Below are 19,806 nucleotides of genomic sequence, written 5' to 3'. Positions count from 1 at the left end.
ATGCGAGTCTCCGCGGGGAATTAATGCCCCCTTAACGCACTTTTTTAAGGAGCTTTATACTTCTGTATTGGGCGTTATTTGGGCGACGGTCCGTCATCACCTGTCTTTTCACCACGCGCCAGCCGATAAATCATCGGCGACGTGCGCAGAAGCCAGACAAATCGGCGCCGCTGATCGGCCGGAACGGCCTCACGGCGTGACATGCGCACGATGATGAACAGGACCAGCGCCAGATGAAGGGTTGCGGTATAGACGAAAAAGGCGGCAGGTCCGAAAATCCCCATCAGCAAAGACGCGATGAACGGGCCGATCATTGCGCCGCTCCCAAATGCCAGCATCAACCCGGCAGCAACATCGATGAATTGTCCGGGTTCGGCATGATCGTTGGCATGCGCAGCCGAGAGTGAATAAAGCGGCAGGGCAAAACCACCAAACAGGAAGACACCGAGAAACAATTCAGACTCGGTCATCGACCGGGCAATGTAGAGACACGCCAACCCTGCTCCTACGGTAAAGCCGATCAGAACAAGGCGGCGGTCCAGCCTGTCGGAAATCCAACCCGCCGGATACTGAAAAATCGCACCTGCAAGCACCCAGATCGCGATGAAGGCCGCCACTGTTTCCAAACCCAGCCCGATGGATTCGGCATAGATGGGTCCGACCATACGGAATGCACCGTTGGTAAGCCCGATGGTGAAAATACCGACCATGGCCACCGGTGAAACCCGCCAAAGCATCATCGGGTTGATGACCTTCGCCTGGGGTATGGAAGGATTGCCCTCGCGGGCCAGGGAAATCGGTACAACCGCGAAGCAGAACAGGACGGCAAGCACCATGAGGATGTCCGACCCGGAGGCTCCGAATGCCGGCAATATGAACTGCCCGCCCATGACGGCTGCCAGATCCACGATCCGGTACACGGACAGAATGCGGCCGCGCGACGTGTTTGACGCAATCGAGTTCAGCCAGCTTTCCAGAACCATCACCGTGCCGCAGGATCCGACCCCGCTCACAAATCTTGCCAGCATCCAGGGCCAGCCCGCCGGTGTGAAGGCAATCGCTATGATGGCAATCGCACTGATCGAGGCGAGCGCGGCAAACACCCGGATATGACCGGCTCTTGCGATCAGATGAGGCGTCAAAACAACCCCGGCAATCAGACCTGCAAAATAGAGAGAGCCAAGCAGACCGATGCTTGCATCCGGCAATCCTTCCGCTCTGGCCCGAACTGCGATCATGGTCATGGCAAGACCATTGGCCCCAAGCAGGCAGGCTGCTGTGATCAGCAACGGAAGGAGACGTGCAGTCAGGGATCTGCTTTGTGCGGATTGACCAGTTTCAGACATGGGGGCTTTCTTTCCGGACAGCCGGACACGGCTCTAAATCCATTACTCCTAATTTCCGGTTCGAACCAGCAGTTTCCTGAAACAGCTCCTGTGATCGGTTTTCGGGTGTCTCCATCATTTCTGGCGTGCTAGTCGACCCTTACTGCGTAACGATGAGAGTTGGATCAATGTCGCTGAGAAACTGGATCATGCTGATTGTCCTCGGCGCAATCTGGGGAGGAGCCTTCCTGTTCGCCAAGGTGGCAGTGGCGGAAATTCCTCCCTTTGTGCTGGTATTCCTGCGCGTTTCAAGCGCCTGTGCGGTTCTCCTTCTGGTGCTTCACCATCAGCGCCTTCTCGGCAAACTCACCCTGAGCCTGGCCGGCCCCTTTCTCATTATGGGTCTTCTCAACAACGCCGTGCCGTTTTCACTGCTGTTTCTGGGACAGACCGTAATAGGCGCCGGACTGGCCTCCATTCTCAACGCGACGACGCCGATCTTCACCGTCATTGTGGCCGGTCTTCTGACCCGGCAGGAGGCGCTCCACGCAAATCGGATCGCCGGCGTTCTGCTCGGTGTCGCCGGGGTGACCGTGATGCTGTCCAGCAGTCTCTCGGGTGTCGCCAGCGATCCCGTCTGGGCTCAGCTCAGCTGCCTCGGAGCGGCAGTGTCCTATGCCTGCGCGGCGACGTATGCCCGAAGGTTCAAGTCCTTGCCGTCTCAGGTGGCCGCCACTGGCCAACTCATGGGCTCAAGCCTTCTCATGCTGCCGATTGCGCTTTTGTCGATGGGTGACTGGTCGCTCGCGGATCCGAGCCTGACCGCCTGGATGAATGTTCTCGCGCTCGGCATTCTTGCGACCGCGATCGCGTATCTCATCTATTTTCAGCTGCTTGGAGAAGCAGGAGCAACTAATGCCTCGCTGGTCACCCTGATTGTTCCCGCGAGTGCGCTCTTCTTCGGCTGGCTTTTGCTGGGAGAAAATCTCAGCCCGTTGCAGCTTGGTGGGTTTGCCATTCTGCTGGTCGGCCTCGTCGTTCTCGACGGACGCCTCCTGCAACGCAAGGGCGCCCGGCCGGCCTGATGAGCGATGACGGATGGGACAGGCGCCCCGAAGGGCGCCTTATCCCGCTCAAAAGGTCAGCGATTTCACCTGTTTGACGTGTGACACCGCCTCAAGCCGCGCCATGACTTCCCCTGGCACCACACCATCCACCTCGACAAGGCAGATGGCATCGTCCCCAGGAGCGATACGACCCAGGTTGAAGGTCGCAATGTTGACGCCGCTATTGCCGAGTTCCATGCCCAGATGACCGATAAAGCCAGGCTTGTCTTCATTGGTGATGTAAAGCATATGGGACCCGAGCTCGGCCTCCATGTTGATGCCCTTCACCTGAATGATCCGCGGCTTACCGTCCGCGAACACAGTTCCTGCAACGGATCTTTCCTGGCGTTCGGTCATGACGGTCAGGCGGATGTAAGTTTCATACGCCCCTTGCTTCTCGCGGCGTATTTCCTCGATCTTCATGCCTCTGTCGCGAGCAAGGATCGGAGCAGACACCATATTGACCGTCTGCAGAAGTGGGGTCAGCAATCCGGTGAGTGCCGCCGCTGTCAAAGCCTGAACATTCATCTCGGCAACTGCGCCGGCATATTCCAGCCGGACACCTTCGATGCTCGTTTCCGTCAACTGACCGGCAAATGACCCGAGTTGTTCGGCAAGCCGCACGAACGGCGCCAGTTTCGGCGCTTCTTCGGCCGTGATCGACGGCATGTTCAGGGCATTGCGAACAGCACCGTCGAGAAGGTAGTCGCACATCTGTTCAGCGACCTGAAGCGCTACGTTTTCCTGGGCTTCCGAAGTTGAAGCCCCCAGATGCGGGGTCGAGACAAAGTTTGGCGCTCCGAAGAGCACGTTTTCCTTAGCCGGTTCTTCAACGAACACATCAAAGGCAGCCCCTGCGAGCTTTCCTTCATCCAGCGCGGCACGGACAGCTGCTTCATCCGCAAGACCACCACGGGCACAGTTGATCAGATAGGCCCCCTTGCGCATTTTCGCGATGGCATCGGCGTTGATGATATTGCGGGTTTTGTCCGTCAGCGGTGTATGAAGGGTAATGAAGTCGGATCGGCAGAAGAGATTATCGAGCTCCACCTTTTCCACGCCAAGCGCAACTGCCCGTTCGGGAGTAAGAAACGGATCATAAGCAATGACCTTCATTTTGAGGCCGATTGCTCGATCCGCAACAATGGAACCGATATTGCCGCACCCAACAAGACCCAGGGTCTTGCCGGTCAGTTCGCGCCCCATGAAGCGAGACTTTTCCCATTTCCCAGCCTGAGTGGAAGCGTCCGCCGCCGGGATCTGGCGTGCAATGGACATCATCATGGAAATTGCGTGTTCAGCGGTGGTGATGGCATTTCCGAACGGCGTGTTCATCACGATGATGCCCCGTGCGGTTGCCTTGGGAATGTCAACATTGTCGACGCCGATCCCTGCCCGTCCGATCACCTTCAGGCGGTCTGCGGCCGCGACAATTTTCTCGGTGACCTTGGTGGCTGACCGGATTGCAAGTCCGTCATACTGGCCGATGATCTCCAGAAGTTTCTGCTTGTCCTTGCCGACTTCCGGCAGGAAATCGACATCGATGCCGCGATCCTTGAAGATCTGCACTGCAGCCGGAGACAATTTGTCTGAAATCAATACCTTGGGAGCCATCTTGAGCTTCTCCTTGAATACAAAACGGTCCGGGCAGCGCACCGCCCGGCAAGATCGTCATGAAAGAAGAAATTGCTCAGGCAGCCTGAGGCAGTTTCGCTTTTTCCGTGCTGAACGCCCAATCCAACCAGCCCGTCAGGGCCTGAAGATCGCTGGCTTCAACCGTGGCACCGGCCCATATGCGCAGGCCGGATGGCGCATCACGGTAGGCGCCGATGTCATAGGCGACGCCTTCCGCATCCAACGCACCAGCCAGAGCCTTGGCGAATGCCGCCTGCTGATCGGCATCCAGTGCCGAAATGCCCGGATCGGTGACCTTCAGGCAAACGGAAGTATTTGAGCGGGTTGCCGGGTCAACCGCCAGGAAGTCCACCCAACCGGATGCTTCAACCCAGTCTGCCAGCACCTTGAGATTGGCATCTGCCCTGCCGCGCAGACCGGACAGGCCGCCCAGGCTGTCGGCCCATTTCAATGCGTCGATATAGTCTTCAACGCAGAGCATGGAAGGCGTGTTGATGGTCTCGCCCCGGAAAATGCCTTCTATCAGCTTGCCACCCTTGGTCAGCCGGAAGATCTTTGGCAGTGGCCAGGCCGGCGTGTAGCTTTCCAGCCGCTCAACCGCCCTCGGGCTCAGGATCAGGACGCCGTGCGCAGCTTCTCCACCCAAAACTTTCTGCCATGAGAAGGTCACGACATCGAGCTTGTTGAAGTCGAGCTCTTGCGCAAAGGCAGCGGACGTCGCATCGCAGATCGTCAAACCTTCACGATCCGCCGGGATCCATTCAGCGTTCGGCACTCGTACGCCGGACGTCGTTCCGTTCCAAGTAAAAACGACATCTTTGGAAAAGTCGACTTCCGCAAGATCAGGCAAGTCGCCATAGGGCGCTGTGAGCACGCGCGCACCGTCCAGCTTGAGCTGCTTGACCACGTCGGTCACCCATCCGGCACCGAAACTTTCCCAGGCAAGCATGTCGACACCACGGGCCCCAAGCAAAGACCAGAGAGCCATTTCGACTGCGCCGGTGTCGGAAGCCGGAACAATGCCGATCCGGTAATCTTCGGGAACTTGGAGAACCTTGCGGGTCAGGTCGATCGCTTCGGCAAGCTTGGCCTTACCGGGCTTGGCGCGATGAGACCGCCCGAGCGGTGCATCGGCGAGACCTTCAAGGGACCAGCCAGGACGCTTGGAGCAAGGTCCGGACGAGAAATTGGGATTGGCCGGACGCACGTCCGGCTTGGCGGTGAGAACTGTCATATCTGTCTACCCTCACAGATAGTTGCCCCTCGTTGGGGAGGGGTGGCCCACCTATTGGGATAAGACCATCCTTACCGTCGGTCAATTCAAATCGAGAAGAAAATGAAAAAGGCCGGTCAGAAGACCGGCCTTTGTCACGAAGATAGTCAGATCAGAAGTTGCTGCTGATCGGGCCCTGCGGTTCGTAGTAAACCGGAGCTGCGGGAGCGCGTGTCGTATTGAAGGTATACCGCGCACCGAGGCGGAATTCGTGAGCCGTCAGGTCATCCCATTCGATACGTGTCTGACCGGTTCCGGCGTCATACAGCTGGACGGTTTTGGCAGTACCCAGATCCTTGTATCGGTAACCTGCGTCAATCGCCCAGTTGTCGGTAACTGCATAGGATGCACCCGCCATGAGCGCCCAGGCGAAGTTCCATTCGCTATGCTCACCATCATAATTCTTGCGGCCGGTACCGCCAGGGTTGATGGAATAGGTGTTGTTTGTCCGCACATAGGCGGCACCGATACCGGCCCCGACATAAGGCGTAATTCTGTTCCAGGTTCCGAGATCGACATAACCGTTCAGCATGACTGTCCAGACATCGATATCGGTCGCTTCGGTAGAAAATCCACCGGTACAGCTACCGCAAACAGCGTAACCCTTGGCCTGTGCAGCTGTTTCATAGTCAATCGTGACATCTGTGCGGAAATAGTCGTTGAACTTGTAACCAACACCGACGCCGATCATCCAGGCATCATCAAGTGATTCACGTTCGAAACGCAGGTCACCAATCACCGGGTCATTAAAACTACCCGTTGGATCGCTGTAGATCTTGTATCCGATATCACCGCGCAAGTACCAACCGCCGACGGCGGGAACTTCGGGGATGTGTTCAATGACCGGAGTCGGCAAATCCGCAGCATAGCCCGCAGTGGAAAGCACAACAGCAAAGCCGGTCAAAGACAAACGCTTAAAGAAATTGTCCATGTCCTCGTCCTCTTCCAGTGAGCGCCCGCTTCAACCAATGGTCGGACACATCAAACTTGGGAGGATATTGACGCGAATTCATTAAAGGTGACTTAACCGTATTCTTTAACCGCGTTTTTTTACCTTAAGGAAGGTTTAACGAGCCAAAGTGTTTACGAAGTATTAAAAAAGCCGCCTCAGCGAGGCGGCTTCTGATTACAGGGAGTTTTCTTCAGGCGGCTGCGGACGCCACAACACCCGCAATGTCGTTGACAACCTGTTTGACCAGTTCCGCATCATCGCCTTCAGCCATCACGCGGATCAAAGGCTCTGTTCCGGAGGCGCGGATCACCAGGCGCCCGGATGTACCAAGCCGGTCTTCACCGTCCTGAATGGCAGACTTGACCAGATCCTGTTCGAGCGGCTGTCCGCCGCTGTAGCGAACGTTCTTCAGGATCTGGGGCACCGGGTCGAACCGGCGGCAAACTTCTGAAACCGGTTTGTCCTGGTCCTTGACGCAAGCCAGCACCTGCAGCGCCGCAATTAGACCATCACCCGTCGTGGCGAAATCCGATAGGACAATATGGCCGGATTGCTCCCCGCCGATATTGTAACCGTTGGCCCGCATATGCTCGACCACGTAGCGGTCACCGACCTTGGTCCGCGCAAGGTTCAGACCAAGACTGTCGAGATACCGCTCAAGACCAAGGTTCGACATGACCGTTGCCACAATCCCCTCACCTGCCAGGCGATCACTGGCCTGCCAGGACTGGGCAACCACGGCCATCAGCTGGTCGCCGTCAACCACCGTGCCATTCTCATCAACGATGATCACACGATCCGCATCGCCGTCGAGTGCAATACCGATATCTGCCCGGACCTCGTGGACCTTGCGTGAAAGCGCTTCGGGAGAAGTCGACCCGCAGTCCTTGTTAATATTGTAACCGTCCGGCGTAACCCCCATCGAAATGACGTCAGCACCGAGTTCCCACAACGCTTCAGGAGCCACTTTGTAGGCCGCGCCGTTGGCACAATCGATCACGACCCGCAAGCCTTCCAGACTCATTTGCCGTGGCAAAGTACGTTTTGCGAATTCGATATAACGTTGCTGAGCACCATCAATACGCTTCGCGCGTCCGAGATCGCGTGTACCGGCCAGGCGTGAGGTCAGATCGCTTTCAGCCAGGCTCTCGATAGTCTGCTCAATATCGTCGCTCAGCTTGAAGCCGTCGGGACCAAAAAACTTGATGCCATTATCCTGAAAAGGATTGTGAGATGCGGAGATCATCACGCCGAGATCGGCGCGCAGGGACCGCGTCAGCATGGCAACAGACGGTGTCGGCATCGGGCCAAGAAGAAACACATCCATTCCGACCGACGTGAACCCGGCGACCAGAGCATATTCGATCATATATCCGGAAAGGCGCGTGTCCTTGCCGATCACCACGCGGTGACGGTGTCCGCCGTTCTTGAATGCCAGTCCGGCTGCCATCCCGACTTTCAGAGCCATTTCAGCTGTCATGGGATAGGTGTTTGCCTGACCGCGAATGCCATCGGTCCCGAAAAACTTACGCATGTCTTGATGCCTGTCTGAATCTAGTCTTGCGCATTCATAGCGCAAATGGGCCCAGTCGATTTTCAAAATATGTGATCAATTGTTACTATTCACTAACGATCGGGCCGGTCTCAAAATAAAAGGTGCCCGGCTTTGCCGGGCACCGTATCTCACACGAAAAATCTGAGATTTTTATGACTGCGGCTGCGGCTCCATACCGTCGCTCGCTTCGTCTCCGCCACGCTTTGCACCGGCTGTCGGCACCGCAGAAGAGCGGCCAACCGGCTGATCATCATCAGTGTCACGAACCGGAGGTTTGCCCTTCAGGAGGTCCTTGATCTCGTCACCCGAAAGCGTTTCGTATTCCAAAAGGCCCTTGGCGATCGTGTGCAGTTCATCTTCATGATCGCTGAGGATCTTGTTGGCCGTTTCATACCCCTGATTGACGAAGGACTTGATTTCCGCATCGACAATCTTCTGGGTTTCATCCGAGACGCTCTGGTTCTTTGCAACGGAGTGACCGAGGAAGACCTCTTCCTGGTTTTCGCCGTAGAGCAGCGGACCGAGTTTGTCGGACATGCCGAACTGGGTTGCCATGGCACGTGCCAGTTTGGTTGCCATCTGAATGTCGCCCGAGGCGCCTGAGGTCACCTTCTCGTAGCCGAAGATCATTTCTTCTGCGACACGACCACCCATTGCGACTGCAAGGTCAGCCTTGCACTTCGCACGGGTCAGGGACACCTGATCCTTCTCCGGCAGGCGCATCACCATACCGAGCGCACGTCCGCGCGGAATGATGGTCGCCTTGTGGATCGGATCCGAAGCCTCCTGATGAAGCGCCACCAGAGCATGACCCGCCTCGTGATAGGCAGTGAGCTTCTTTTCTTCCTCGGTCATGACAAGGGTCCGGCGCTCGGCACCCATCATGACCTTGTCCTTGGCGTCTTCAAACTCGGCCATCGTAACCAGACGCTTGGACCGGCGTGCAGCCAGAAGAGCCGCCTCGTTGACGAGGTTCATCAGATCGGCACCGGAAAAGCCCGGGGTTCCGCGCGCCAGTGTCTTGACATCGACATCCGGAGCCAGCGGCACCTTGCGCATATGCACCTTGAGGATCTTCTCGCGGCCGGTGATGTCCGGGTTCGGAACAACAATCTGACGGTCGAAACGGCCTGGACGCAGCAGCGCCGGATCAAGCACGTCCGGACGGTTGGTCGCGGCGATGATGATGATACCTTCATTTGGCTCAAAACCATCCATCTCGACCAGAAGCTGGTTCAAGGTCTGTTCACGTTCGTCATTGCCACCACCAAGACCGGCGCCACGATGACGTCCTACAGCATCGATTTCGTCGATGAAAATGATGCAAGGCGCGTTCTTCTTGGCTTGCTCGAACATGTCACGGACGCGGGACGCACCCACACCGACGAACATTTCCACGAAGTCGGAACCGGAAATGGTGAAGAACGGTACGTTTGCCTCTCCTGCGACGGCACGTGCGGTCAGCGTCTTACCGGTGCCCGGAGGGCCAACGAGAAGGACGCCACGTGGAATACGACCGCCGAGACGCTGGAATTTTTGCGGGTCACGCAGAAACTCAACGATTTCCTGAAGGTCTTCCTTGGCTTCGTCGATGCCGGCAACGTCTTCAAAGGTTACGCGGCCATGCGCTTCCGTCAGCAGTTTTGCTTTCGACTTGCCGAAACCCATCGCCTTGCCGCCGGATCCTTGCATCTGACGCATCACGAAGATCCAGATACCGAGAATGATCAGCATCGGCAGCCAGGAGAACAGCGCACCGAGCAACGGAGAGCTTTCAGCTGGTGGGTTGGCCTTGATCAGCACGCCCTTGCCGCGGAGTTCATCGACATACTGCGCTCCATCCGGAGCATAGGTCTGGAAAGCTCCACCGCTGTTATAAATACCGGTGATCTTCTGTTCCTGAATGGTGACCGACCTGACTTCGCCATTGTCGACCTGCTTCATGAAGTCCGAGTAGGCAATGTCATTGGTTGCACCATGCTGCGCAGGACTCTGAAACAGCTGGAACAATGCGATCAACAGCAGCGCGATGATCACCCAAAGAGCAAAGTTGCGAAAATGTGCGTTCATTTTGTTCCCTTAACCGCCAAACGCGACTTACTGCACGCGGTTACATTTCTTTAGAGCGAAGATAGGTCGCCCAAAGCCCGCTGCCAAGGCGGTGCGCCATAGTTGCGCATATGCACTGACTATTTTCTTAAGCTCGGACCACTATCAGAAGATTGATGCGAGGAAAACTCTAGATTTTCCGCTCCGCGTTCCCTTCGTCCAAATAGTTACTCATTAATTTAGCCCGGAAAGGCATCCGCGCCAAATTCAGGACTTCACCCCTGTCATTTTCACCAATTGGTATGCTCACCGCACAGGAATGGGAGAAAACATCCCCTCCTTCGCTCCATACAACCGGCGAACAATCGAACGCTTCTTTCGGCCAATCTTGCGGCCATTCTATGTCCTTCGCCCGAATTGGTGCATCACACAATGGACCGAGCCGAATTCCATGCCCAAGCTCACGCCTGTCCGTTCCGGCCATGACCGAATACGTGAAGCGATTGTCCCAGACACCGTCACCTTTTGGATCGTGAAGCGTTTCAGGAGGCTCCCTGCCTGCTTCACGCCAGCACCAGATGGTGTCTTTGCGTGCTTTTATCAACACTCCACCGAGCGTTTGCAGGTGATCGCTCCGTAGCATCAGCGCTTCATCCAGCACCTGAAGCTTCTGCAATCTCACCCGCAGCCTGATACCAGTCACTCGTTCCATTAGCAGGGTAAGAAGGCGCAGCCGCAGCTCTTCAGGCGCATCGCGGTAGGCCTGCCGGTCCAGTTTCAAGGGTCCTGCGGGGTGTTCAACAAGATGTGTTTCCGCAAATTCCCGAGTGGATTGATCCAATGCCTCGCGGGCTCGCCTGAGATGTGCCGTTGTCTGTGCGATCCGTTCCGGAGACAAACCCTCTTCTTCCAGCAGCGCCAGAATTTTCCGCAACCGGCTTCGTTTGTATTTCAGATTCTCGTTGGACGGATCCTTGCACCAGCTGAGCCCTCGCTCCAACAGACTTGCTTCAAGTTGCTTTTTTGTCGTTGGAAGCAACGGGCGCAAAAGTCGCAAGCCCTCTGGGCCATCAGGTTCGTCAGCTGCCATTGCACTCAGGCCGTGAAGACCGCTTCCCCGTGAAAGCCTGTCCAGAAACGTTTCGGCCTGATCATCCAGATGGTGCCCCAGCACCAGTGCTTCGCTACCCGAGCGCCGCATATGTTGCGAAATCAATCGATAACGCGCCTGGCGCGCGGCTTCCTGAATATTGCGGGACGGTTTTTCGCCTTCCCAGCGAAGCGCTGTCGCCGACAGACCAACGTCTTCAGAACGTCGGACAACAAATTCTGCTTCTGTGTCGCTTTCCGGTCTGAGGCCATGGTCGACAACAACGACCTCCGCCTCACCGGTCCAACCGGTCCGATGTCGCCATTCGTTGAAAAGCATCATCAGGCAAAGGGAGTCGCCACCGCCGGATACGGCGAGCGTCAGCTTTGAAAAATCATTTAAGACTGAAAGGAGTTTGTCGACTTCATCGGCCGGGAGCCCGGTAGGCTCAACCGGCTTGTCAGGTACATTGCGCACGGCGGCGTTCATCCCGTGCCTGAGACAACACGGCCGGAGCGGCATTTGGAAACTTGCTCAGCAGTTCTGAAAATGTCGCACAGGCAGCGTCTTTCTCGCCAAGCCCACGCAAAGACACACCAAGTTTCAACAGGCTGTCCGGACCCTTGGAATTGCCCGGATGATCCGTATAGGTCTTCAGGAACGCATCAGCGGCTTCTCTGAAATTCTGTTGCGCCAGCAGGCTTTCACCAAGCCAGTATTGCGCATTGGCCGACAGGGCATCGTCCGGATAGTTTTCCAGAAACATCCGGAAACCCCGTTCCGCCCCGGCGTAATCCCCGTTCACGGCAAGGGAATAAGCCTGATCATAATCCGTCCGCGGGTCACCGCTGCCGATGACGGAGGCGATCTGATCGTCATTCGTTGAAAGGCCCGGGCCGGGACCTGCATCCTGGCCGGTTCCCGGAACGGTCTCCAGGCCATTGGCGAGCGCCGACAGATCGATCGGCCCATCGCTCGGCAATCCATTTCCACCCTGGTAACCGCCAGACTGATCCCAGTCTCCGTCGCCTGACCCATCGGCCGGCAGGGTTGCGAACCCGCCACCCGGCGCAACCAAGGTACCTGTCTGGGGCGTTCCATCAGGAGAAAGTCCCGGTGCAGTGCCGCCAGGGGCGGCACTTGGTGCAATCTCCGAACGTTTTCTCGGCGTTCCCCCTTCCAGCTGCTGGAAGCGGTACTCGTTGTCTTCCTGCATGCGGCGCATCTGATCCTGCAATTCCCGCATCTGATAGGACAATTGCTCGATCTGTCCGGTCAGCACCCGGATGCGTTCTTCCAGCTGGCCGATCCGCACGCTGGAATCGTCTTTCTTTCGCCCGAAAAGCTGTGCTTCGGACGGTGTGGCAACCGCGATGAAAACCATCGCAACGAAGAGACTTGCCAGTCCCTTGAAATTTCGCATTCGCTCCTCCGGTTCAGGGGCAGTGGTGCTTTGAACATAGCCGAAATTTCACGACGATGTCTCTCTGGCCCTCATGCATGAAGTCTTAGCATGCCCGGCTCCGCACTCAAGTGCACAGAGCGCTCCGACTTCGGCCAAAGTTTGACGATTTGGGCCCGTTGCCGGGAGAAATCGCCCAATTTGTCAATGAACAAAAGAAAAGGCCGGACAACAAGCCCGGCCTTTGCAGTCGATCTCAGGTTCGATCAATTGGTCGCGTTGTTCAACACGGTAACTGCACGGCGGTTTTGAGACCAGCAGCTGTTGTCGTTACAAACGGCGACCGGCCGCTCCTTGCCATAGGAAATCGTCTTGATCCGCGAAGCGCTCACGCCCTGCGCGACAAGGTAATCCCGGGCAGCCTGTGCCCGCCGGGCACCCAGCGCAATGTTGTACTGACGCGTGCCACGCTCATCCGCGTGACCTTCAACGGTGATCGTATATTGGGAGAACTTGTTGAGCCATTTGGCCTGGTTGCCCAGGGTTGACTGTCCTTGCGCTGTCAGCGTGGACTGATCTTCTTCAAAGAACACCCGATCGCCAACGTTGACCACAAAGTCCTGCCCGGTTCCGGGTTGCACATTGCTGGAAAGCCCGTCCGTCTTGTTCTGAGCACATGCTGCGGCAAACAGAACCGCGAAACAGACCGCAATCCAGCGTGCGCTTCGTGCAGCAACTTCTTGTTTGAACATTCCTGTCTCCTAATCCCCAGCCCGCCAATCTGACATCCGGTCAACTCGATCTTCGAATTGTCCGGTTTAGGTAAATGCTTTGTAGCCAAACCTGGTTAAAAGCTTCTTTGCAAACCTGGTTAGCAAATACTTAACACCGACGGGCAGTGAGCCGATTGATTGTTAGTTTATGAGCGGTGACCAGGACGGATCCGACGCAAAGGCCGGTGTGTCCACCCGCTGTTCGTTGTAACCGGTCAGATCCACCGTCCAAACCTGGGGACCACCATTTGCCCCTGGCGTATCACGGAAAAACACCAGAACCCGGCCGTTGGGTGACCAGGCCGGCCCTTCGTTGTGGTAGCCCTCGGTCAGGATTCGTTCCCCTTTGCCGTCCGGACGCATGACACCGATCATGAAACGGCCCTGGTGCTGTTTCGTGAAGGCGATCAAATCGCCGCGAGGTGACCAGACCGGTGTTGAATATCGTCCCGGGCCGAAGGAAATACGCTGAGCATTTCCACCATCGGCGTTCATCACGTAAAGCTGCTGGGCACCGCCGCGATCCGACTCAAAGACGATCTGGCGTCCGTCGGGTGAAAAGGACGGGCTGGTATCGATAGCAGCTGTATTCGTCAAACGCGTCGTCCGGCGGGACCGCAGGTCCATCTTAAAGATGTTCGCATTGCCACCTTGCTGCAGGCTCATGACAACGCTTTGTCCATCAGGTGAGAAGCGCGGGGCAAACGTCATGCCCGGAAAATTGCCGACAATCTCACGTTGTCCGGTCTCGATATTCAGCAGGTAGACACTCGGATCTGTTCCGCCATAGGACATGTAGGTGATTTCCTGACGGCTCGGTGAGAAACGCGGTGTCAGCACCAGATCATCGCCACGGGTCAGATACCGCACATTGGCCCCGTCCTGATCCATGATTGCCAGTCGCTTCACACGCTTGTCCTTGGGTCCCGTTTCATCGACGAAGACGATGCGCGTGTCGAAGTATCCCTTTTCGCCGGTCAGCCGCTCATAAATCGCATCGGCGATGATATGCGCCAGACGCCGCCAGTTTTCGGGCGTGGTGTAGAATTGCTGGCCGAGCATCTGCTCCGCCGCGAAAACGTCCCACAGACGGAACTCTGCGCGCAACCTTCCGTCCGGTTGCTTGATGACGGTACCGGTTACCAGCGCCTGAGCCGTGATCTGACGCCAGTCGCCGAAGCGCGGCGTGGAGTTCACGCTCATGTTCTTCTGAATGAAACTTGCCGGATCGAGAGGGTTGAACAGCCCAGACCGCTTGAGATCCGCTGAAATCACCGCCGTCATGTCGGCCGCCAGCTTGCTGTCGCCGCCTTCAGCGGAAAATGCAGGAAGAGCTATAGGCAGCGGCTCGATGTTGCCCTGGGTGATATCGATTTCGACGAGCGCGGATGCAGGCTTCGGTGCTGCCACCGCTGCAATTGCCAATACAACAGCAACACCCCAGGCTTTTCGGCCTGTAAGAACTGCAAGTGCCTTCAGTATTCCACGCATGAGCAAAATGCTCCCTCATCGACAGTATGTTTCCGGTCAGACCGGACTATCCCCCGAGCATCTCTCTCGGGTCGAAATTAATGATCACTTCCTGCCAGGCATCATATTTTGCAACAGGCAGGTTGTATGGCTGACAGCGCATGATCGCACGCACCGCGCTGCTTGATGCAGCCCGGAATGCCGGGTTTCCGTTGGAGTTCAGAACTTCAGGATTTCCTGCTACCTGACCATCCTGGGCAAGGCTGAACCGCACCCGAACTTTGAGTTCTTCCGCCCCGACCGCACCGACTGGCGGGCTCCAGCACTGCGCGACCTGACCACGAAGGGCATCAAGCTCGGATTGGCTCATGCGCACATTCTGTGCGCCCTGCCGTGACCCGAGCGATGCAGGTTCCTGTGAGGCATTGCCGGTCTGTTTCGCCGGTTCGACCTTGTTCAGAAGCGCGGCAATTTCGGTAGAGTTGAAATTGTCCTGCGGCGGCTCCGGCGCACGGCGCGGCGGCGTCGGTTTTGACCGCGGTGCGACACTGGTCACGATCGGTTGCGGTGCCGGGGCAGCCTGTTGCTGCGGCTCCGGTTCCGGGGCGGGTTCAGGATCCGGAACAGGTTCGGGATCCGGGGCAGGCTCCGGTTCCGGGGCAGGTGCGGGCGCCGATTCGGGTTCGGCGACTTCCTGCGGCTCCGGTTCAGGCTCTGGAGCCGGTGCCGGAGTTGGCGAAGGTGTTGGCGGTGTCGGCTGTTGAACCTGGCTTTCACCCGGCTTGTCCGCAGGCTGCGGAGGCTCTTCGGTGGATGTATCGGCCGGCTGCAATGCTGCGACCTCGCGCACTTCAGCTGTTCTCTCGCCAATTCTAAGCTGCGTGAATTCCTCCACCGGCACAAGATCGACAGGCAAGGACTCGACCTGCGGAACGGAAAAACTCTCCGCGTCCGGCAAGGCAATCAAGCCCCAGACCAGTACTGCCGTATGCCCGGCTAATGACGCGATGAGACCTGCGCGCATGACGCGTTACGAATCCCGTTCTTCCAGTGTGACAAGACCGAGGCGTTTAAACCCGGCGGCGTTAATCCGGCCCATCAGCTGCATCATGGTGCCGTAGTCGGCATCCTGATCGCCGCGCACATAGATGCGTTCGTCATACCCGTTGGCGGCAATGGCCTCGAGCTTCGGAACAACTTCATCAATGGCAATGGGCGTATCCTGAATGAAAATCTCTCCAGCGGAGCTGACCGAGATCGTGATCGGCTCAGTGTCTCCCTCAAGCGCCTTTGCACGCGTTTCAGGAAGATCGATCGGCACTCCCACGGTGAGAAGCGGGGCCGCCACCATGAAGATGATCAGCAAAACCAGCATGACGTCCACGAATGGCGTCACGTTGATTTCACTCATTGGGGCGTGCCGCCGCCGACGTCGTCCGCGCCGTCCACCACCAGCATCACCGGAACCGACCTGCATGGCCATGGCTCAGCCCCTCTCGTCGATTTGACGCGACAGAATGGCGGAAAACTCGTCCGCAAATCCTTCCATCCGCGAAACCGCCTTGCCGACATCGGAATTGAACTTGTTGTAGGCAATAACGGCCGGAATAGCCGCCAGCAGGCCCAAAGCCGTTGCGAACAACGCTTCGGCGATACCGGGTGCCACGACGGCGAGATTCGTGCTTTCGGATGCGGCAATGGCCTGGAAGGCGGTCATGATGCCCCAGACGGTGCCGAAGAGGCCAATGAACGGCGCAGACGATCCGACCGTTGCAAGGATCAGCAACCGGCTTTCCAGCCGCTCGGCTTCCCTTTGTATGGTGACATCCATCACCCGGTCAATCCGCTGCTGCAGGCTGCCGATCGCAGGTTTGGCCCCCTCATGGCTGCGCTTCCATTCGCGCATTGCTGCGACGAACAGGGCTGCCATGGAATGATTCACTCTGTTGTGAAGCGTTCCGTAAAGCTCTTCCAGGGACTGACCCGACCAGAAAACGGTTTCAAACCGGCTCATCTGCCGTCTGGTGCGGCCGATCAGCAGGAACTTGTCGACGATAATGGCCCAGCACCACACGGATGCGCCAAGCAGGCCGATCATCACGATCTTTACGATGATGTGCGCTTGCCAGAACAACGCGAAAAACGAGATATCACCTTCCGGCGCCGCCAATGTCGATTGGACTAGTGTTTCCATATATTCAAAGACCCCTAGGCCGTCTGACGTTTATTTGCTCTGAAGATCCGGCAGCCTCTGATGAACCGGAATCAATACGTCAGCTCTAATAGCCAGCCGCCTCTCTGACGGTTGAATTTGTCAAAACTGGGACTTTGCTGAACAAAGCAAGTCCCTCTCTAAAGGAATCAATTAAGGTTACTGCAAGCTTAACGCAGCAGTTTGTTTTTAAGTATTTTGATGAGAACTATGCGGCTACTGAGCCGGGTTTCTCCCAACCCCTTCAATCGCCAGACGATTCGCCCGGGGCGTGAAGCTGCAGTTTTTCAGCCAGAACCTGCGGCAAACGGGTCGGTCTCCCTTCCGAGGTTATGATTGCGACGGTAACGGCGGCTGAAACCAGCAGCTCTTCACCCCTGTAGATAAGCTGATCAAGCTTGATCCGGGCACCTTTGTATTCTGAAAGGCTGGTGTGAACTTCCAGAACATCGTCGATCCGAGCCGGTTTCTGAAAGTCCAGGGTCATGCTGCGAACCGCAAAGGCGAGCGAACTGCCGTGGGCACCTTCAGCCATTTCGGCATGGTGTATGCCGATCAGACGCAGAAAATCGGATCGTGCGCGTTCAAAAAACCGCACATAGGCACCGTGATAGACAATGCCGGTAAAATCCGTGTCTTCGTAATAGACCCTCACGGGCAGCGCGTGTCCGCCCTCTTCCAGGCGTCCCGCCAAGTCCGGCCAATCCGTCACGGCACAATCCTCTCTTGCTCAAATGAAAAGGGCCCTCCGGTCTTCAAACCGGAAGGCCCTGTCCGCTTAACTAGGATTTCGATCAGGCAGCTGCAACCTCTGAGAGGAACTTCTCGACCGAACCACGCAACTGTTCGGCCTGTTGCTTCATCTCCAGCGTCGCCGTCAGCATATCGCCAACAGCTGCGGTGTTTTCCTCAACACCTTCGTTCAACGAGGCAACGGTGGAAGCAACACTTCGTGTTCCATCAGCAGCCTCCGCAACATTGCGCGAAATCTCGCCGGTCGCTGAACCCTGCTGCTGAACGGCATCGGAGATGGTGATCGTGTAGGAGTTGACCTCTTCAACGGATTCAGACACCCGGGCAATTTCTTCAACCGCATCCGTTGTCGAAGCCTGGATGGCGGCAATCTGCGCCGAGATTTCTTCCGTCGCTTTCGCCGTCTGTCCGGCCAGCGACTTCACTTCAGAGGCAACAACAGCAAAGCCCTTGCCCGCATCACCCGCACGCGCAGCCTCGATGGTTGCGTTCAATGCCAGCAGATTGGTTTGCTCGGCAATTTCGGAAATCAAGGAGACGACATCGCCAATCTTGTTGGCCGCTTCCGCAAGCCCGGAAATCTTTGAATTGGAGCTTTGCGCCGCCGCGGTTGTCTGCTCCACGATGGAGGCAGTCGTTTCGACCTGGCGGGAGATTTCCGAAATCGACGCATTCAACTCTTCTGTCGCAGAGGCAACCGCCTGCACGTTGGAAGAAGCGTTTTGCGAGGTGCTGACCGCCGTCTGCCCCTGCTCGGAGGCTGACGAGGACCGGTCGTTCAATGCTGAAGACACGTCCTCAACCCGGGCGATGTTCGTCTCTACGAGTTCCAGCGCCGCTTGGGACTCCGCCCGGAACGAGGCAATCAGCGAGTCGATCAGCTTTTCACGCTTCTCGCGGGCAATGTGTCCCACCTTGCGCTCAGCAGCCAACCGTTCGCGTTCGACGGAGTTATCCTTGAAAACCTCGATACAGCGCGCAAGCCGCCCGATCTCGTCCTGCCGTTCGGTTGCTTCCACAGCAACTTCCAGATCACCATCGGCAATCTTGCTTGCTGCCACAGCCAGGCATTCCATCGGGGCAAACATGCGCCGCGTAACCCACCAGATCAAACCAACGATCGGGACAAGACACAGAAAGCCGGAGATAATGGCGCCATAGGTGATACGGTCTGCAGCCGCGGAAAGTTCCGTCTGCCTGACCGCTTCCACAACCCCGTAGGGCGTGTTCTCGAAGGTGTCCGTTGCTTCGGCAAAGCGGAAATCACTGCCCTCAAGTTGGATCAGACGATCACCGTTCGAAATGTCGGCAAGCGAGAACACCGCGCTCGCCTGGCCTGCATCATTCAACTGGACCAGCCGCCCGGACGCATCAACCAGAAAACTCAGTTCGCTTTCGCCCAGACCTGAAGGTTCGTTCAGGAGTGCCGCCAACTGTTGCATGTTTGTGGAAAAGGCAACTGCGCCAAAGAAGCGATCCAGATAGAAGACCGGAGCTGCCAGAACCAGGGAAACCGTTCCATCTTCTGCGGCAACAAACCCGGAAGAGTAGATCTGGCCCGCTGCCAGAGTTTCGTTTTTGGCTGCTGCGAACAGACTGCCCATCGCAATCTGAACCGGGTTGCCATCGATCTCCGCGTCATCGACATGGAACGCAAAATCAGGGCCCTTGCGATAGGTGTAGGTGATGAACCCGTCCGGGTTTGCCAAAGCGGCGTCGGAGAACAGCCCCTGATCGATGACATCCTTATAGATCGGATGAACAACCTTGTGGTTGTTGACATAGTAGTTGGATTCGGACGGCTCGTTCAGCAGATGACGTTCATGCGGCGGATGGGGATTTTCCGTCACGAAAATCCTGCGAAGGGTGTCTTTCTGCCCTTCCTTCAGGTTTTTCCAGCCAACCAGCGTCTTCATCAGACTGTCTTTCGCCTCTTCCAGAGACACGAAAAACTTCGCACTGTAGATCACCTGGCCCAAGGCCAGCTCAAGCACCTTTTGCTTGGCCTTGGTTGCACTCTGAAGGCTGTTGTCGGCCTGGCCGTTTGCAACATCTCTTGAGAGCGTCGATGTAACCGTAACAATAGCCACGCACATGGTCAGTGCGCCAGCCAAGAACATAAGAGCTAGTTTTGATGAAAGCCGCTTACGCATAGTGTCCCCCGCATAGTTAAGGAGACAATACGAGCGGATTCGCCAATAAATGCTTAAC

The 19,806-nt window shown here is 56.9% G+C and carries 16 protein-coding genes; 1 reads left to right on the top strand and 15 read right to left on the bottom strand.

Features of this window, described 5'->3' with window-relative positions:
- Positions 1–74 precede the first annotated feature (74 nt).
- A complete protein-coding gene (locus tag ABLO27_RS21000) occupies positions 75–1,346 on the bottom strand; it encodes an MFS transporter (protein ID WP_353035429.1) in 1,272 nt (423 codons plus the stop codon).
- A gap of 167 nt (positions 1,347–1,513) precedes the next feature.
- Here ABLO27_RS21000 and ABLO27_RS20995 point away from each other — a divergent pair, with 167 nt between their 5' ends.
- The gene (locus tag ABLO27_RS20995; protein ID WP_353035427.1) at positions 1,514–2,410 is read left to right on the top strand and encodes a DMT family transporter; all 897 of its coding nucleotides are present in this window, start codon (positions 1,514–1,516) and stop codon (positions 2,408–2,410) included.
- A 48-nt stretch (positions 2,411–2,458) separates the two neighbouring features.
- Here ABLO27_RS20995 and serA read toward each other — a convergent pair whose 3' ends face one another.
- The 14 genes from serA to ABLO27_RS20925 all read right to left on the bottom strand — a co-directional run bounded on the left by serA (position 2,459) and on the right by ABLO27_RS20925 (position 19,691).
- Positions 2,459–4,045, bottom strand: a complete 1,587-nt coding sequence (gene serA / locus ABLO27_RS20990) for a phosphoglycerate dehydrogenase (protein WP_353035425.1) — start codon at positions 4,043–4,045, stop codon at positions 2,459–2,461.
- A gap of 76 nt (positions 4,046–4,121) precedes the next feature.
- Complete coding sequence (locus ABLO27_RS20985) at positions 4,122–5,300, bottom strand: phosphoserine transaminase (RefSeq protein ID WP_353035423.1); 1,179 nt, start codon at positions 5,298–5,300, stop codon at positions 4,122–4,124.
- Positions 5,301–5,451: 151 nt separating this feature from the next.
- Positions 5,452–6,270 (bottom strand): outer membrane protein, encoded by an 819-nt coding sequence (locus ABLO27_RS20980; protein WP_353035421.1) that lies wholly within the window; start codon positions 6,268–6,270, stop codon positions 5,452–5,454.
- 211 nt (positions 6,271–6,481) lie between these two features.
- A complete protein-coding gene (gene glmM, locus ABLO27_RS20975; RefSeq protein WP_353035419.1) occupies positions 6,482–7,825 on the bottom strand; it encodes a phosphoglucosamine mutase in 1,344 nt (447 codons plus the stop codon).
- Between the two features lie 171 nt (positions 7,826–7,996).
- Complete coding sequence (gene ftsH, locus ABLO27_RS20970) at positions 7,997–9,916, bottom strand: ATP-dependent zinc metalloprotease FtsH (RefSeq protein ID WP_353035418.1); 1,920 nt, start codon at positions 9,914–9,916, stop codon at positions 7,997–7,999.
- Between the two features lie 169 nt (positions 9,917–10,085).
- Positions 10,086–11,462, bottom strand: a complete 1,377-nt coding sequence (gene tilS / locus ABLO27_RS20965; protein ID WP_353035416.1) for a tRNA lysidine(34) synthetase TilS — start codon at positions 11,460–11,462, stop codon at positions 10,086–10,088.
- On the bottom strand, positions 11,446–12,408 hold the full coding sequence (gene ybgF, locus ABLO27_RS20960) for a tol-pal system protein YbgF (protein WP_353035415.1): 963 nt from the start codon (positions 12,406–12,408) through the stop codon (positions 11,446–11,448). Before ybgF ends, tilS begins: the two co-directional genes overlap by 17 nt.
- Positions 12,409–12,653: 245 nt before the next feature.
- Positions 12,654–13,139, bottom strand: a complete 486-nt coding sequence (gene pal / locus ABLO27_RS20955) for a peptidoglycan-associated lipoprotein Pal (protein ID WP_353035414.1) — start codon at positions 13,137–13,139, stop codon at positions 12,654–12,656.
- Positions 13,140–13,301: 162 nt separating this feature from the next.
- Positions 13,302–14,651, bottom strand: a complete 1,350-nt coding sequence (gene tolB, locus ABLO27_RS20950) for a Tol-Pal system beta propeller repeat protein TolB (protein WP_353035412.1) — start codon at positions 14,649–14,651, stop codon at positions 13,302–13,304.
- 46 nt (positions 14,652–14,697) lie between these two features.
- A complete protein-coding gene (locus ABLO27_RS20945; protein ID WP_353035411.1) occupies positions 14,698–15,654 on the bottom strand; it encodes a cell envelope biogenesis protein TolA in 957 nt (318 codons plus the stop codon).
- Positions 15,655–15,660: 6 nt separating this feature from the next.
- A complete protein-coding gene (tolR, locus tag ABLO27_RS20940) occupies positions 15,661–16,113 on the bottom strand; it encodes a protein TolR (protein ID WP_417714816.1) in 453 nt (150 codons plus the stop codon).
- A gap of 3 nt (positions 16,114–16,116) precedes the next feature.
- The gene (gene tolQ / locus ABLO27_RS20935) at positions 16,117–16,824 is read right to left on the bottom strand and encodes a protein TolQ (RefSeq protein WP_352942060.1); all 708 of its coding nucleotides are present in this window, start codon (positions 16,822–16,824) and stop codon (positions 16,117–16,119) included.
- Positions 16,825–17,086: 262 nt separating this feature from the next.
- A complete protein-coding gene (gene ybgC, locus ABLO27_RS20930) occupies positions 17,087–17,554 on the bottom strand; it encodes a tol-pal system-associated acyl-CoA thioesterase (protein ID WP_353035409.1) in 468 nt (155 codons plus the stop codon).
- A gap of 82 nt (positions 17,555–17,636) precedes the next feature.
- Positions 17,637–19,691: a methyl-accepting chemotaxis protein gene (locus tag ABLO27_RS20925; protein WP_353035407.1), complete on the bottom strand. Its 2,055-nt coding sequence runs from the start codon at positions 19,689–19,691 to the stop codon at positions 17,637–17,639.
- Between the last annotated feature and the right edge of the window lie 115 nt (positions 19,692–19,806).

It is taken from the genome of Roseibium sp. SCP15, from assembly GCF_040329435.1.
GTDB lineage: Bacteria > Pseudomonadota > Alphaproteobacteria > Rhizobiales > Stappiaceae > Roseibium.
The sequence above is the reverse complement of the archived record's forward strand: the minus strand, read 5'-3'. Positions and strand labels throughout refer to the sequence as shown.